Annotated in this window: 16 protein-coding genes; 9 read left to right on the forward strand and 7 right to left on the reverse strand. The window is 72.0% G+C overall.

Going from position 1 to position 15822, the window contains the following annotated elements; all coding sequences use genetic code 11:
* Nucleotides 1–69: 69 nt before the first annotated feature.
* On the reverse strand, nt 70–1758 hold the full coding sequence (locus tag VF092_07950; GenBank protein HEX6747219.1) for an ATP-dependent DNA helicase RecQ: 1689 nt from the start codon (nt 1756–1758) through the stop codon (nt 70–72).
* A gap of 285 nt (nt 1759–2043) precedes the next feature.
* Nucleotides 2044–2979: a DMT family transporter gene (locus tag VF092_07955; protein ID HEX6747220.1), complete on the reverse strand. Its 936-nt coding sequence runs from the start codon at nt 2977–2979 to the stop codon at nt 2044–2046.
* Nucleotides 2980–3128: 149 nt separating this feature from the next.
* Between VF092_07955 and VF092_07960 the strand changes: the two genes are divergently transcribed.
* The 6 genes from VF092_07960 (at nt 3129) to VF092_07985 (ending at nt 8414) form a co-directional block, all read left to right on the forward strand.
* On the forward strand, nt 3129–3872 hold the full coding sequence (locus VF092_07960) for an FkbM family methyltransferase (protein HEX6747221.1): 744 nt from the start codon (nt 3129–3131) through the stop codon (nt 3870–3872).
* Between the two features lie 24 nt (nt 3873–3896).
* Nucleotides 3897–4721, forward strand: coding sequence for a glycosyltransferase family A protein (locus VF092_07965; GenBank protein HEX6747222.1), 825 nt, complete (start codon nt 3897–3899; stop codon nt 4719–4721).
* The gene (locus VF092_07970; protein ID HEX6747223.1) at nt 4714–5613 is read left to right on the forward strand and encodes a glycosyltransferase family 2 protein; all 900 of its coding nucleotides are present in this window, start codon (nt 4714–4716) and stop codon (nt 5611–5613) included. Before VF092_07965 ends, VF092_07970 begins: the two co-directional genes overlap by 8 nt.
* 104 nt (nt 5614–5717) lie before the next feature.
* Nucleotides 5718–6455 carry a dTMP kinase gene (tmk, locus tag VF092_07975; GenBank protein ID HEX6747224.1) on the forward strand — a complete coding sequence of 246 codons (738 nt, stop codon included), beginning with the start codon at nt 5718–5720 and terminating at the stop codon, nt 6453–6455.
* A gap of 58 nt (nt 6456–6513) precedes the next feature.
* Nucleotides 6514–7467, forward strand: coding sequence for a glycosyltransferase (locus VF092_07980; protein ID HEX6747225.1), 954 nt, complete (start codon nt 6514–6516; stop codon nt 7465–7467).
* A gap of 260 nt (nt 7468–7727) precedes the next feature.
* Nucleotides 7728–8414 (forward strand): OmpA family protein, encoded by a 687-nt coding sequence (locus VF092_07985; protein ID HEX6747226.1) that lies wholly within the window; start codon nt 7728–7730, stop codon nt 8412–8414.
* Between the two features lie 114 nt (nt 8415–8528).
* On the opposite strand, the gene VF092_07990 is transcribed toward VF092_07985, so the two are convergent.
* The 5 genes from VF092_07990 to VF092_08010 all read right to left on the reverse strand — a co-directional run bounded on the left by VF092_07990 (nt 8529) and on the right by VF092_08010 (nt 13089).
* Nucleotides 8529–9203, reverse strand: coding sequence for an isochorismatase family cysteine hydrolase (locus VF092_07990; GenBank protein ID HEX6747227.1), 675 nt, complete (start codon nt 9201–9203; stop codon nt 8529–8531).
* A 130-nt stretch (nt 9204–9333) separates the two neighbouring features.
* Nucleotides 9334–9927 carry a hypothetical protein gene (locus VF092_07995; protein ID HEX6747228.1) on the reverse strand — a complete coding sequence of 198 codons (594 nt, stop codon included), beginning with the start codon at nt 9925–9927 and terminating at the stop codon, nt 9334–9336.
* A complete protein-coding gene (locus VF092_08000) occupies nt 9924–10472 on the reverse strand; it encodes a restriction endonuclease (protein ID HEX6747229.1) in 549 nt (182 codons plus the stop codon). The genes VF092_07995 and VF092_08000 overlap by 4 nt, the downstream gene beginning before the upstream one ends.
* Nucleotides 10473–10594: 122 nt before the next feature.
* A complete protein-coding gene (locus VF092_08005) occupies nt 10595–11668 on the reverse strand; it encodes an LptF/LptG family permease (GenBank protein HEX6747230.1) in 1074 nt (357 codons plus the stop codon).
* Entirely contained in the window at nt 11665–13089 is a 1425-nt protein-coding gene (locus VF092_08010) for an LptF/LptG family permease (protein ID HEX6747231.1), read from the reverse strand. The genes VF092_08005 and VF092_08010 overlap by 4 nt, the downstream gene beginning before the upstream one ends.
* 116 nt (nt 13090–13205) lie before the next feature.
* Here VF092_08010 and VF092_08015 point away from each other — a divergent pair, with 116 nt between their 5' ends.
* The 3 genes from VF092_08015 to VF092_08025 form a co-directional block, all read left to right on the forward strand.
* Entirely contained in the window at nt 13206–14150 is a 945-nt protein-coding gene (locus VF092_08015; protein ID HEX6747232.1) for a M28 family peptidase, read from the forward strand.
* Nucleotides 14147–14839: a ComEA family DNA-binding protein gene (locus VF092_08020; protein HEX6747233.1), complete on the forward strand. Its 693-nt coding sequence runs from the start codon at nt 14147–14149 to the stop codon at nt 14837–14839. The genes VF092_08015 and VF092_08020 overlap by 4 nt, the downstream gene beginning before the upstream one ends.
* A 105-nt stretch (nt 14840–14944) precedes the next feature.
* The coding region (locus tag VF092_08025; protein ID HEX6747234.1) for an ATPase, T2SS/T4P/T4SS family at nt 14945–15822 on the forward strand (878 nt) is incomplete at its 3' end.

The raw sequence follows: 15822 nt of genomic DNA on the forward strand, positions 1-15822 counted from the left end.
AACGGCGACGGCCGCGGGGGCGATCTCCTCCGCGGCCGTCTTCCAATCTCCCTCTCGACCGATCTCCATCTACCCGACCGGGCGGAGGAACTCGATGCGGATCGTCCGCGTGCCGTGGCCGGCGAAGTCGACCTCGGCGCGGTCGCCGTCCATCCCCAGCACCATCCCCTCGCCGAAGGTGCCGTGCACCACCTCCTCGCCCACCGCGAACGCGGGCGCCGGCGGCTCGTCGGGCACCGGCGGCGGGACGATCGCGGCGGCCACGGCCTCGCGGCGGGCGCCGCGCTCCGCCTCGTGCTTCGCGGTCGCCAGGTTCCCGTCGTTGTCGCAGTGGCCGCAGCGGAAGTCTTCCGCGCGCGACTCGCCGAAGTACTCCAGGATCATCTTGGTGCGGCAGCGGGCGGTGCGGCAGTAGCGCACCATCTCGTCCAGCTTGCGCCGGTCGCGCTGGCGGCGCTCCTCGTAGTCCGTCAGCTCGCGGCTCAGGTCCGCCGCGGTCACGTCGGGCGCCATCCGCTCCCACACCCCGCCGCGGTGCTCGCGCACCATCCCGTGCCGCTTGAGCAGGGTGAGGACGATGCGCGCCTTGCGCCGCGGCACGTCGGCCATCTCGGCCACCTGGTCCAGCTCGCGCTTCTCCTCCAGCGGCATGTTGTTGATGATGCGCGCGACGGCGATGGCCTCCTCCAGGTCGGGATACTTGCCGCCCAGGAAGTAGCCCTGCACGGCGCTGTCTTCCACGCGGTAGAAGATGGTGCAGCGCGCGGGAAGGCCGTCGCGCCCCGCGCGCCCCGCCTCCTGGTAGTAGGCCTCGAGCGAGCCGGGGAAGTGGTAGTGGATCACGAAGCGGATGTCGGGCTTGTCGATCCCCAGCCCGAAGGCGTTGGTCGCGATCACCGCCTTCACCTCGCCGGCCATGAAGCGGTCCTGCGCCTCGTGCCGCTCCGCCGCGCCCAGCTTGCCGTGATAGAGGGCGAGGTCGAAGCGCTTGCCGAACTCCTCGTACAGCCGCTCCGCCTCCTTCACCGTGGCCACGTAGACGATCCCCGTCCCTTCCGCGCCGCGCAGCCAGCGGTCGAGCGCCGCGTCCTTCTCGCTGTCGTTGACGGTGGGGGTGACCTCGAGGAAGAGGTTGGGGCGCACCAGCTCGGCCACGTGCACCAGCGGGTCGCGCAGGCGCAGCTGGTGGGTGATGTCGTCGCGCACCTCGGGGCTGGCCGTCGCCGTCAGCGCCATCACCACGGGCCGCCCCAGCCGCTCGGCGATGCCGCCCAGCATCATGTAGTCGGGGCGGAAGTCGTGCCCCCACTGGCTCACGCAGTGCGCCTCGTCCACCACGAAGAGCGAGACCTGGCGCTCCAGCAGCAGCTCGAAGAAGTCACGGTCGCGGAAGCGCTCGGGCGTGACGTACAGGATCTTCCCCTCGCCCGCCACCTTCGCCTCGGCCTCGCGCTTCTGGGCGGCGGAGAGCGACGAGTTGATGGTCCACGCGTCCACGCCGATCTCGTCCAGCTTGTCCGTCTGGTCCTTCATCAGCGCGATGAGGGGCGAGACGACGACGGTCAGGCCGGGGAGGAGGAGCGCGGGAAGCTGGTAGATGAGCGACTTCCCCGCGCCGGTGGGCATGACGACGAGGGCGTCGCGGCCGTCGAGCACGGAGCGGATGACCTCTTCCTGCCCGGGACGGAACTCCGGGAAGTTGAACTCGGAACGGAGGACGGAGAGCAGGTCCGTCCGCTCTGCTGCGGTGACGCTCAAGAGGATCCCTGGGTTCGTGCTTCGGGGCCGGCTGAACGGAAGGACCGGAAAGCAAGGCCCGGACCACGTGCGGCCGGTCGTCACGCCGCGGCGGCGCGGCTCGAGGGATTCCCGGTGGGGAGGTGGAGAGGGGGATGGGTGGCGGGTGATGCGAATCTCCCCACGACGCGGCGGGAATCGCTGGAAGCAAGGGGGAATCAGGAGGGAGATCCGGCGGCGCGGGGAGGGTAGCGGCGTGGGTCAAGAAATCGCCAATGGGGCTCCTGCGGCGTCGCGCCGGGTGGATCATCCCCCCTGCCAGCCCTCGCCCGCCTCGCCCTCCGCGATCCGCTCCGCGCGCCGCGAGGTGAGCGTGGACCCCGTGCTGGCCGCGATGACCAGGACCACCGCCAGCCACTGCCGGGGGGAGAGCACCTCGTGCAGGAAGACGAGGCCGGCGAGCGCCGCCACGGCGGGCTCCAGGCTCATCAGGATGCCGAAGGTGCGCGCGGGGAGCTCCTTCAGCGCGATCATCTCCAGCGTGTAGGGGACGGCGCTGGAGAGCAGCGCCACGCCGGTGCCCGCCGCCAGCAGCCCCGGCGTCAGCCGCGCGAATCCGCCGCCGGCGACGGCGACCGGGAGTGTGACGATCGCCGCGATGGCCATTCCCGTGGCGACCGCCGCCCCGCCGGGGATCATCCGCGACACGCGGCCGCCCAGCAGGATGTACGCGCCCCAGCACGCGCCCGCCGCCAGCGCCAGCAGCACGCCCAGCGGGTCCACGCCGCCGCCCGTCCACGGCGCGATCAGCGCGATCCCCGCCGCCGCGAGCGCCACCCACGCCGCGTCCGTCGCGCGCCGCGAGCCGATCACCGCCACGGCCAGAGGCCCCACGAACTCCAGCGTCACCGCCAGCCCCAGCGGAATGCGCGACAGGGCGAGGTAGAACACCAGGTTCATCGCCCCCAGCACCACGCCGTAAGGGACCACCGCGCGCCACTGCGCGGCGGTCGCCCGCCACACCCGCGGCCGGAACGCCGCCAGCAGGAGGAGCGCGGAGATGCCCACGCGCAGCCCCACCGTCCCGGTCGCCCCCAGCGCCGGGAAGAGGCCCTTGGCCAGCGCCGCGCCGCCCTGCACGCTGACGATGGCCCCGAGGATCGCCGGCACCGGCGGGAGGGCGGGGAGGTGTGCGCGCTTCGTCGTCCGGTTCATCCGCTGGGGATACCGCCCCGCGGGCATGCGGTCAAGTCGCGAGCGGGCGGCGAACCTTCCGCGTGGTCTTCCCGATCTCCATCCACGCGGTGGCATCACGCCGCTCTTCCGCCGCGCCGCCGCGCAGCGCAAGTTCGTCCCGTCGACCATGCGCCCCGTCCCCCTCCGCCGCCGCGATGCCCGCGTTGCGCACCTTCCTGATCCGGAGCGGCCTCTTCCGTCCCGCCCGCGCCGTGCGGCGGGCGCTGCGCGCCGACGCCCGCCGCATGGAGGACGCGGCGGCGGCGTTCTATCGCGCGCTTCTCCCTGAAGGCGCGCTCGTCTTCGACATCGGGGCCAGCGTGGGCCACATGTCCGAGGCGCTGCTGCGCGCCGGTGTGCGGGTGGTCGCCGTGGAGCCGCAGCCGGAGTGCGTGGCCGAGCTGCGGGCGCGCTGCGGCGGCCGGCCGGGGTTCACCCTGCTGCCGGCCGCGGTCGGCGCCGCGCCGGGCGTGGCCACGCTGTACCTGCGCCCGCACCACGCCGCGTCGAGCCTGCGCCGCGACTGGCTGGGCGAGGTCGTCGGCACGCTGGACGTGCCGGTGGTGACGCTGGCGGCGCTGGTCGAGCGCTACGGCGCGCCCGCGTACTGCAAGGTGGACGTGGAGGGCGCGGAGGAGGAGGTGTTCAGCACGCTTCCGGGCCCGCTGCCGCTCGTCTCCTTCGAGTATCACCGGTCGAGACTGGACCAGGCCGCGGCGTGTCTGCGCCGGGTGGCCTCGGCGGATGCGGAGGTCAACCTCACGCACGCCGGGCCGCCGCATTTCTCGCTGGCGGAATGGGTCCCGGCGGACGACTTCCTGCGCCGCATCGACCGCGAGCTGGGCGATCGCGCGGCGCCCGGCTGGGGCGACATCTGGGTGCGCACGCGCGCCGCGTAGCTTCTTCCTCCACCCGTCGGAGCGATGGACGAGCCGCTCGTCACCGTCGTGATCCCCACGCGCGACCGCCTGCCGATGCTGCGCCAGGCGGTGGCGTCGGTCGTGGCGCAGACGTATCCGCGGTGGGAGCTGGTCGTCGCGGACCACGGGTCGACGGACGGGACGGCGGCGTGGCTGGCGGAGATGGACGATCCGCGCGTGCGCTCCATCCCCACCGACCCCGCCCGGCACGTCGGCCACGTGCGCAACCGCGGCGCGGCGATGGGGACGGGGGATTGGATCGCCTTCCTCGACTCGGACGACGTGTGGCTGCCGCGCAAGCTGGAGCTGCAGGTCGCCGCGATGCGCGGATCTCCGGCGCGCTGGTGCTACGCGGGATACGAGCTGATGGACGGCGCCGGTCGCACGGTGCCGATGCGGCTGGGCGAGTACCGCCCGCTCTCCGGCCGCATCGCGCGCGAGGTGGTGGCGCAGCAGGCCAACGTCTTCGTGGGCACGCTGCTGGTCGAGCGCAGGCTGTTCGAGGAGCTGGGGGGATTCTGTGAGGACGAGCGCGCGCGCGGCCGCGAGGACTACGAGCTGGAGATGCGGCTGGCGCTGCATGCCGAGGCGCTCGCGCTCCCCGACGTGCTCGCCCGCGTGCGCGACCACCCGGGCCGGATGACCGCGCGCATGCCCGACACCTACGAGCGCGAGGCGGCGGCGTACGAGCTGTTCCTCGAGGCAGGGCCGCCGGAGGAGCTCGCCCGGCTCGCGCGGGCGATGCGGTCGCGCAGCCTGGTCGAGGCGCTCGGGCGGCGGATGACGGGGACGGCATCCCACCCCGACGTGGCGGCGGCCCGTGGCTGAGCGCCCGCTGGTGACCGTGGTGATCCCCACCTGGAACCGCCTGCCGCTGCTGCGCCAGGCGGTCGATTCCGTTCGCGCGCAGAGCTGGGCCGAGTGGGAGCTGGTGATCGCCGACGACGGCTCGACCGACGGCACGGCGGAGTGGGTCCGCGCGCTGGGCGATCCACGGGTGCGCCTGGTCTCCGCGCCGCACTCGGGAAATCCCGGGCAGGTGCGGAACCGCGGCGTGGCGGCGGGCTGGGGCGCGCTGGTGGCGTTCCTCGACTCGGACGACGCGTGGCTTCCCGCCAAGCTGGAGCTGCAGGTGGGGGCGATGCTCCGGCAGGGCGCGCGGTGGTGCTACGGGGGATACGAGCTGACGGATGCGGGCGGCAATGCGATGCCGTCTCGCACGGTTCCCTTCGCGCCGCTCACCGGCCGCATCGTCCGCGAGATCCTGACCGGCGAGGCCAACGTCTCCATCGTCACCGTCGTCGCGGAGCGGTCGCTGCTCGACGAGGTGGGCGGCTTCAGCGAGGACCCGCGCGCCGGACGCGAGGACCGCGAGCTGGAGCTGCGCCTGGCCCTCCGCGCCGACGCGGCCGCGGTCGGCGAGGTGGTGGCGCGCGTCCGCGAGCATCCCGGGCGGAGCACGGCCGCGCTGGCCGACCCGTTCGAGCGCTCCGCCGCGGTGTACGACTGCTTCCTCGAGCTCGATCCACCTGCCGAGCTCGCGCGCGTCGCCCGGCGCATGCGCGCGCGGCAGCTGGCGGACGCGGGCGCGCACCGGCTCGCCGGCGGAGAATACGCCGCGGCGGCCCGGCTCTTCGCGCGCTCGCTGCCGCACGCGCCCGCCGCGGGGTGGCTGCGCGCGCTCGCCCGCGGCGCCCGGGGGCGGCTGCGAGGACGGTAGACATCATCACGTGCTTGAGTCCGCGCGCGGCGTGTGGCGGCGCCGCGGCCCGGCCTCTACATTCCGGCGGACTCCATCTCCCTCGACTGCTCACACCGCGCCCGATGCCGGAAACGCCCGACGCGCCCGCTGCCCGCCGCGGGAAGTTCATCGTCCTGGAAGGGATTGACGGGGCGGGGACGACCACGCAGCTCAACGTCCTGCGCGATCACTTCCGCCACGCCGGCCGCGGCGCGTTCTTCACGCACCAGCCCAGCGATGGCCCGGTAGGGATGCTGATCCGCCTGGCGCTGCAGAAGCGGCTGGTCGGCGCCAACTTCGACCTGCACGACCCCGCGCACCCGCCGCTGCCCGGCGGCGCGCCCTTCGACGCCGACGCGCTGGCGCTGCTGTTCGCCGCCGACCGTGCGGACCACGTCGCCACGCAGGTGCAGCCGAACCTCGACGCCGGGCGCCACGTCGTCTGCGACCGCTATCTCCTTTCCACGCTGGCGTACCAGGGTCTGCAGACGGACATCGAGTGGCTGATCGAGATCAACCGCCCGGCCATCGTCCCCGACCTCACCCTCTTCCTCGACGTCCCCCCGGGCGAGGCCGAGGCGCGGATGCGCGGCTCGCGCTGGAAGAAGGAGATCTTCGAGACCCCCGAGCAGCAGCGCCGCGTGCGTGCGCGCTACTTCGAGCTGATCCAGCGCGACTTCCCGCAGCGCGGCCACGTGGAGGTGATCGACGCATCCCGCCCCACCGACGAGGTGTCGCGCGACCTGCTGGCGCGGGTGGACGCCTTCCTCGACGGCGCGCCGGCGGACGCGGCGGGAGAGGCTCCCACCCGCACCGGGTGATTCCGCCCACGCTCGTCCCGTACGCTTCCCCTCGCCCACGCGTCTCGTCCTTCGCAAGATGAGCAGCGACACCGTCTCCGTCGTCCTGGCCTGCTGGAACGTCGAGGAGTTCGTGCGTGGCGCCATCGACTCGGTGCTGGCGCAGACGCACCCCGCGGTGGAGGTGGTGGCGGTGGACGACGGCAGCACCGACGGCACCTGGGAGGCGATCCGCGGCTATGGCGACCGCGTCCGCGCGCTGCGGCTGCCGGAGAACCGCGGTGCCCCGCACGCGCGCAACCGCGGCGCGGAGATCGCCACCGGCGCGTGGCTGCAGTTCATGGACGCGGACGACTTCAGCACGCCGGAGACGCTCTCCGCGCTGGTGGAGGCGGGGCGCGGCACCCCCGGCGCGGTGGCGGCGTGCCCGTGGGAGTTCCTGATCCACGAGGGCCACGCGTGGCGCCGGCATCCCCTCCGGCGGCCGTTCGCCCCGCCGGGCGACCCGTTGCGCGGCTGGCTGGAGGGGATGTGGGCGCCGTCGTGCGCGGTGCTGTATCCGCGGGCCCTGTTCGAGCGGGTCGGCGGGTTCGACGAGACGCTGCGCCGCAACGACGACGGTGACCTGGCCATGCGCGCGTTCGTCTCCGGCGCAGGGATCGCGCGCGCCACGTCCGGGCTCGGCGTCTACCGCCGCCACGGGTCGACGCGCGTGACGCTGTCGTCCGACCGCCACTCCGAGCGCGCGCTGCGGTCGCAGATGCGGGTCTTCGACAAGCTGGCGGAGCAGCTTTCCGCGCAGGGGCGGCTGGAGGAGTACCGCGAGTTGCTGGAGATGCAGTACGGCGCCATCGCGCTCCAGGCGTTCGAGGCCGGCCGCGCCGCCATCGCCCGCGAGTGCCTGGCGCGGGGTGGCGCGGGCGCGGCGCGGCGGGTGCGCTCGGGGACGCGCCTGGGCAGGCTGGCCACGCGCGTGCTGGGGCTCGAGCGCAAGGTGCGGCTGGCCGCCGCCGTCCGGCGCCTGCGCGGCTGACCTGGGCGGTGTCTCCCCGGGAGTCCTTTCTCTGCTCGCGCGGGGGGACACCGTCGCGCGGCGAGACAGGGCGCGCGCCTGCCCGTCCGGGGACGCGGCGGGCGGGTTTCGTGTGAAATTGCAAGTGTTTGATGGAATTGTACTTGCGCGGCGCGCGAGGGCCGGGGCGGCGCGCGCCGCGACCTCCGGGGCGGCACCGGGCTTGCAACCCGCCCGGGCCGGATCGGAGATGGAACGCCCCTCTACGGGAGGATGAGGAGATGAACGTGCACGTGAAGAAGCTCGCGGCCGTGGCCGGCCTGGTGTCGCTGGCCGGCTGCGCGAGCATGAACAACACGCAGCGCGGCGCGGCGGTGGGCGCCGGCGCGGGTGGCGCCATCGGCGCGGTGATCGGGCACAACACCGGCAGCACGGCGCGCGGCGCCATCATCGGCGCGGTCATCGGCGGCGCCGCCGGCGCGGTGATCGGACACCAGATGGACCGCCAGGCGCAGGACCTCGAGGGCGACCTGGGGAACAACGCCTCGGTCGAGCGCGTGGGCGAGGGGATCGCGGTGACGTTCGCGTCGGGAATCCTGTATCCCTTCGACTCGGACCAGATCCTCCCCGCCGGCCGCGAGAACCTGCGGCAGCTCGCGCAGAGCCTGCAGCGCTATCCCGGCACCGAGGTGCTGATCGTGGGCCACACCGACAGCCAGGGCACCGACGCGTACAACATGGCGCTGTCGCAGCGGCGCGCGGACTCGGCCAGGAACTTCCTGGTTTCGATGGGCATCCCCGGCCAGCGCATCCGCACCGCCGGCCGCGGCGAGTCGGAGCCGGTGGCGTCGAACGAGAGCGAGGCGGGGCGCCAGCAGAACCGCCGCGTGGAGATCGCGATCTTCGCCAGCGAGCAGTACCGCCAGCAGATCCTGAACGAGTACGGCCGCGGCGGCGCCCAGCCGTAATCGGCTGAATCGACAGGACGAACCTCGCCCCGGCGCCCGCATCGGCGCCGGGGCGAGTCTCTTAAGAGAAAGTCTCACGCAGGGTTAGCAGAGTCAGCAGTTGAACCGCTGCAGTTACTGCTGACTCTGCTGACTCTGCTGACTCTGCGTGAGACCCTTCTGTTTTCCTCGTTTCGGATCTTCGTCCCTGCGCGTCATCAGTGCCTCCAGGTCGAGGCGTGTGGACGGCGTAGTGTCGGCGTTGAGCGTGCGGCGCATGTAGGCCAGCACGCGCCGGTCCTCCTCGGGCGAGATGGAGGCGGAGCAGTCCGACGGCACGTGCAGGTGGAAGTCGCGCATGTGCGCGTCGCCGGCGGTGAAGAGCACGCACACGTCGCCGCTGAAGCCGCACAGGATCAGCCGCCGCGCGCCCAGGTACTCCAGCAGCGTGGCGAGCGTGGTCGCGTAGAAGGCGGAGTGCTTGGGCTTCAGCACGAAGTAGTCTTCGCGGTCCGGCTTCAGCAGCCGCGCGATGGGCGCGCCGCGCACCCCGTCGTCCAGCACGTGCTCCACCACGTCGTGGAAGTCCGAGCGCCAGCGGCCGAAGTTGTCGTTGCAGTAGATCACCGGCACCCCGGCCTCGCGCGCCTTCCGCTTCAGCTCCGCGATCCGCTCCGCCGCGGGGAGCGCGTGCTCGATCAGCCGCTCGCCGCCGGGAAACTCCATGTCGTTGATCACGTCGATCAGCACCAGCGCCACCGGCGCCGAGTCGGGGACGTTGCCGTGCAGATCGGGGTTCTTGGAGGGCATCGATTCTCCGCGTGCGTGGGCGATCCAGAGCGTCGCCCGCCCCTCTGCAATCTCCGCACACACAACGCAAAAGGCGCGTCGCAGCGGGAGATGCAACGCGCCTTCCTCGTGTTTTTCGCGGCTCGGCCGATCAGCCCGCGCGGCGCAGCGGCTCGAGTTCCTCCTCCTCGGCCTCTTCCAACTCCTCTTCTTCCTCGCGTCGTGCCATCTCGTCGACGAACTCGCGGATCTCGCGGATGAGCGGATGCTCGGCCATGCGGCGGAGCGCCGCGTCGTCCAGGCGGTCGATCACCGCCAGCGCCTTTGCCTCCGTGTCTTCCTCTCCGACGAGGCGCTCGAACACCGCCCTGGGCCGGAACCGCGCCTCGAACGCCTCGTCGTACGAGAGCGTTCGCCCGAGCGCCCGCTCCAGCCCCGCACGGTCATGGAATAGCACCGCCTCCACCTGCGGGATCGCCAGCACCAGCCTGGATGGTGTGCCGCCGCTCCGGCCGCGCAGATAGCCGCCGATCTCCAGCCGGTATTCCACGATCGGGCGCTCTTCCACGCTGTCGGTGTCCATCACGAGGATGACGGGCTGCTCGTCATGCCCCGCGATCCGTCCGGCCCGCATCATCGCGGACGAGAACTCCCACGTTGCCTTGATACGAACCGCTGGCTCGTTCAACACGCGCTCGATCAGACGCCCGGCTGGTGCGCGGGCCAGCACGATCCACGTATTCATCGCAGCCTCCTCGACCCTTTCAAGGTCTGCGTGCCCCCTTCCTCCACGCATTCCCGGTACTTCGCCATCAACATCGCGACCATTCCCCCGGTTGCCATCGCTTCGTCCAGTTCATCACCCGCAATGAGCAGGACGGTCTGGGGAGCGAAGTAGCCGGCCAGCGTGGTCGCCGCGTTGGTGAATCCGGACTTGCTGATCACCAGCCCGACCGTCGCGGCCGGGCGCCTCGCGAGCTGCGTCCGCATCTTTGCGAGCGCGATGATGTCGATCGGCGCTACGGTATCCTTCGTCTCGACGATGCAGGAGAGATTGGCGGCATAGACCGCGCCGTCGATCTGCTCCACGGTTTCGTCGGCCATGCTCACGGTGAACGGCCAGCGGACCGTCGCCCCGTCGAGCTCGAAGGCCCGCAGCACAAGGTATTCGAACGCGCGCCCTGCGGGCCAGCCCGGCGTGCGGCCGGCCCTGACCCGCGCCAGGAGCGCGTGGAGATCGTCCCGTCCCATCGCGCGGATGCGCGCGACGTGGTCAGAATGCGAGGGCATGATCCGGCCGCAGGGTGGACATGAAGAACGCGGAAGGTGTGCAAAGCGTCCACCGAAATCAAGAGCCGCGTCGCATCCCCTGATGCGGCGCGGCTCTACGATTCCGGAGGCGCGGGATGCGGCTACGTTCGCACGCGCGACATCAGCGCCAGGCCGGCGGTCAGGAAGAGCAGGTTGGGGAACCAGGCCGCCAGCGTGGGATCGACGGCGCCGCTGCTGCCGACTGCCTTCCCCACGCGGAACAGGAGCATGTAGACGATCGTCACGCCCAGGCTGATCCCCACGCCGAAGGCGGTGCCGCCGCGCTGGTTGCTGGTGGCCAGCGGCGCGCCGAAGAGCACGATCACCATCACCGCCAGGGGGATGGCCAGCTTCTGCGCGCGCTCCACCTTCAGCGGGTTGGCGTCGCCGCCCGAGCGCTCGATGGCGCCCACGAAGCGGTCCATCTCCCGGTACCCCATCGCTTCGGGCGGCCTGGGCTCGCCCAGCAGGTCCTCGGGGGTCTCCACCAGCCCGGGAACGCGGATCGAGTCGAAGTGGATGGTCACCTCGCGCCCGTCGGCGTGCAGCTCGCGGATGTAGCCGCGCTGCAGGAGCCACCCGCGCCCGCGCGTCCACGTGGCGCGCTCGGCGATACGGTGCATCCCCGGCTGGCTGCCGCGCGCGTTGCGCTCCAGCACCAGCTGACTCAGCTCGCCCACCTCGGGGTCCAGCCGCCGCGCCGTCAGCACCCCCTCGCGCTCGGTCTGGTACACGAAGTTGATGCGCGGCCCGGTGCGGATCATGGTCTGGTCGCCCATCAGCACCGCGCGCTTCTGCAGGGTGATGGGCGTCAGCTCGCCCAGCCCGAACGCGGCCACGGAGAGGAGCACGGAGAGCAGCGCGATGGGGAGAAAGATGCGGTAGAAGCTCACACCGCCCGCCTTGGCGGCGGTGATCTCCTGGTGGCGCGTCATCCCCCCCACGGTGAACACCGTCGCCACCAGCGCGGCGATGGGGAAGGCCCACTGGATGAAGAGCGGGAGCTGGTACAGGTAGCCCAGCGCCAGCTTGCTGCCGGTGATCCCCCGCTCCATGTAGGTGTCGATGTTGTCCGTGACGTCGGCGATCACGAACAGGAACGGCAGCCCCAGCACCAGCAGGATGAAGGTGGTGAGGAAGGTCCTGGCCACGTAGCGCGAAAGCAGGCGGGTCACGTGCGCGCCCTCCGCTTGAAGACGGTCGCGAAGAAGTCGCGGAAGCCCTGCAGCATCTGGTCCCACATGCTGCTGCGCGCCGTGGCCGTCTCCCGTCCCATCGTCGCCAGTCCCGCGACGCCCAGCACGGTCATCACCGCGTTCACGATCCACATCGCCACCAGCGGGGTCACGTAGCCGCGGCCGGCCAGCGACTCGCCGCCGATCAGCCCCACGTAGTAGACGGCGAAGATGGCCATGCTGGTGGCGATCACCATCCCGATCCCCCCGCCCCCGAAGCGCAGCGCGAGCGGCGCCCCCACGATCACGAACACGAGGGACGCGACGGCGATCGAGTACTTCTTGTGGATCTCCACGTCGAGGTCGCGGATCTGCTCCTCCAGGTCCTTCACCCGCGCCACGGTCGACGCCAGGTCGTCCGCCGTCCGTCGCGTCCGCGTCCTTACGCTCCCCGGCTCCACCTTCGTCACCGGCGGCGGCTGGGGCTCGCCGGGGAGGACGGCGAACGGCCTCCGGCCGCCGGAGACGGCGAAGCCGATGTCGCCCTGCATCTCCAGGCGCACGCGGCGCAGCTCGTCGCGGCGCTGGTCGCGCAGCGTGTCGATGCGCGCCTGCAGCATCCCCACCGTCATCTCGCGGTCGCCGCGGTACCCCTCGGCCTGCTGGTTCATGTTGAACGAGGTGCCGATCCCCGGGATGCCGAACTTCTGCTGCCCGAAGGTCATGCGGCGGAAGGTCTTGGGATCGTCGAGCGGCACCTCGCGCATGTGGCCGTGCCAGAGCGTCAGCACCATGTCCGTCCGCGAGGCGTTGAACTGCGCCACGCCGCTGTCGGCGTAGATCGAGCGCACCACGTTGGGGTTGCTGACGTCGTAGATCGACACGTCCCACATGCGGTTCGACAGCGGGTCGATCCGCGCCGCGCGCAGGTAGTAGGTCTGCGCCGAGCCGGTCTGCGCCGAGAGCTTGTTGATGGTCTGCGGATCGAGCGCCACGGTGGGCGTCTTCCGCGCGATGTCGACGAAGAGCTGGCTCCAGCGGTGGTTGGCCTCGGGAAGCACCCGGTCGTTGAACCACACCATCACCGCGGTGATGATCCCCGCGACCGCCAGGAGGGGGAGGAGGAGGCGCTTGAGGTCCAGCCCGCCCGCCTTCATCGCGGTGATCTCGTTCTCCGCGGTGAAGGTGGCGAAGGTGTAGAGGATGGCCACCAGCACGGCCATGGGGAACGTCAGCGCGACGGTCGCCGGCAGCGCGTAGACGAAGAACTGCGTGATGGCCTGCATCGGCAGCCCCTTGCCGGCGAGCTCGGCCAGGCGCCGCGCCAGGGTGTTGATCAGCACCACGCCGGTGAGCGCGATGAACGCAAACAAAAACGGGCCGACGTGCGCCCGCAGCAGGTAACGCGTGAGGATCTTCATGCGAGGTAACCAAAGGGGCTTGCCGCGCCGGTGCGCGGATGCGTAGTATACCCGCTCCGTACGCTGCGTACAAGCGGCGGCGGGCCTTCCTAATCCATCCCCAACCTGCGACGCACATGCCGATCCGCCGCGCCAGCCTGCGCGCTGCGCTGCCGGTGCTGCTCCTTGCCGCCTGCACGCGCGGCGACCCCGCGCTGGGCCGCCACGTGGACCACCCCGAGTTCCTCGAGGACGTCGCCTGGGCGTTCCTGGGTGGCCAGGTAGCCATCGGCCCGCGCTACGCGGGGACGAAGCCGCACGACCGCGCGGTGGGATGGCTCACCGACCAGCTCGAGTTTCGCGCCGACACGCTGATCCCCCAGCCGTTCACCCACGACACGGCGCCGGGGAAGACGCTCAGGATGACGAACCTGCTGGCGCGCTGGCGGCCGGAGGACCCGCGGCGGATCCTCCTCGTCGCCCACTGGGACACGCGGCCGAAAGCGACGGAGAGCGCGGACCCGGCCGACCGCCGCCTCCCCGTTCCCGGCGCCAACGACGGGGCGTCGGGAACGGCGGTGCTGATGACGCTGGCCGAGCTCTTCCGCCAGCAGAAGCCCGGCGTGGGCGTCGACCTCCTCTTCACCGACGGCGACGACTTCGTGGACGGGAGATACCTCGGCACGGAGCACTTCCTCGCCACGATGGGGCCGGGATACAGGCCCGCGCTGGCGATCGTGGTGGGGATGGTGGGAGACCGCGATCCCTGGTTCCCGCAGGATGCCGGATCGCGCCGCCACGCGCCCGCCGCCGTCCGCCGCGTCTGGGGCACCGCCGCGGCGATGCGCAGGGACACCTTCTTCGTCGCCGAGGCCGTCGACGACAGCGCGGGCGCGCACCTGGCCCTGGCCCGCGCGGGGATCCCCGCCGCGCTCGTGAACGACCCCGTTTACGGCCCCGGCAACTCGTACTTCCACACCGTGCGCGACCTCCCCGGCGCGACGCAGAGCGAGTCGCTGATGCTCGTCGGCAGCGTGCTGGCCGAGGTCGTCTACCGCGGCATCCCGGAGCAGGGGAGATGATCCACACCACACCGCAGGAGAGGCTGGCGCTGGGCGTCCTGGCGCTGCTGGTGAGCGCCGGCGTGGGCGCGCGGATGCTGCGCCGCCCCGGCCCCGTCACCCTCGACGGCCCCGGCGTGGAGGCCGATTCCGGTGTGCCCGCGCTCCGCGCCGAGACGGAGCGGCGCACGGCGGACGCGGCGCGGCGGAACACACCGCTCGTGCCGGGCGAGAGGATCGACCCGAACACCGCGCCCGAGGCGGAGCTGGACCGGCTGCCCAAGGTCGGCCCCGGGCAGGCGCGGAAGATCGTGGAGTGGCGGGAGACGCACGGGCGCTTCCGCACGCTGGCGGACCTCGACTCCGTTCCCGGGATGGGGCCCGCGGCGCTGGCGGCGGTGGCGCCGTATGTGGCGCTCGCTCCGGCGGTTGCGGCGTCCCGGCCGGAGACGCGCGGTGCCGCAAATCGCCCCGGGTCGGGGGATTCTGCCATACCCGCGGGGGCGCGGGGTCCAGTGATTTCGGTCAACTCGGCGTCGGCACAGGAGTTGACTCGTCTCCCCGGCATCGGGCCCTCGCTGGCCGGGCGCATCGTGGCCTGGCGCGAGGGCCACGGCGCGTTCCGGACGCTGGACGACCTGGCGCAGGTGCCGGGGATCGGGCCGGCGACCGTGGCGCGGATCCGGGCCTCGGGGGCGGCCGGACCTTGACTTCGCGGCGGCCGGCCGCGATGTTGACGCTCGTCTCCCCCCGACAAGTCCCGCTGATCCGCCTTTCCTCCGGCGCGTAACGCACGCTCCCGCGAACCCAGGCGCATGGCTGTATCCGCACCCGCCGCCGACCGCATCGGCGAGCAGCTCGTCCACGAGCAGCTGATCTCGCGCGACCAGCTCCAGAAGGCGCTGGACGACGCGCGCGCCAACGGCAACCGGATCGGCTTCTCCCTGGTGAAGCTGGGCTTCCTGGGCGAGAGCGACCTGGTGCGCGCGCTGGCCCGGCAGCACCGCGTTCCCGCCGTGGACCTCGAGCGCGTGCGGCTCGACGCGCGGATCCTCAAGCTCATCCCCGGCGAGTTCGCCGCCAAGCACCAGGTGCTGCCGCTCCGCCGAGTCGGCCGCACGCTGACCGTGGCGATGGCGAACCCCACCGACCTGGGGGTCATCGACGACCTGAAGTTCCTCACCCGGCTCGACATCGAGCCGGTGATCGCGGGCGACTTCACGCTGCGCAAGATCGTCGAGCGCGAGTACGAGAACGCCGACGAGAAGATCAACGAGCTGCTGAAGCAGTTCGACGACGAGGGCGAGGTCGAGCGGGTCGAGGAGGAGCAGGAAGACGTGTCCGTGGCCTCGCTGCAGGCCGCGGTGGAAGAGGCGCCGGTGGTCAAGCTGATCAACGGCATCCTGACCGACGCCGTGCACCGGGGCGCGTCGGACATCCACTTCGAGTGCTACGAGAAGGACATCCGCGTCCGCTACCGCATCGACGGCGTGCTGCAGGAGATCATGCGTCCGCCGCTGAAGATGCGCGCCGCGCTGATCTCGCGCTTCAAGATCCTGTCGGACCTGAACATCGCCGAGCGCCGGGTGCCGCAGGACGGCCGCCTCAAGCTGCGCTTCGGCAAGCGGGTGATCGACTTCCGCGTGAGCACGCTGCCGACGCTGTTCGGCGAGAAGATCGTGCTCCGCATCCT

This window comes from Longimicrobium sp., assembly GCA_036377595.1.
Classification (GTDB): Bacteria; Gemmatimonadota; Gemmatimonadetes; order Longimicrobiales; family Longimicrobiaceae; genus Longimicrobium.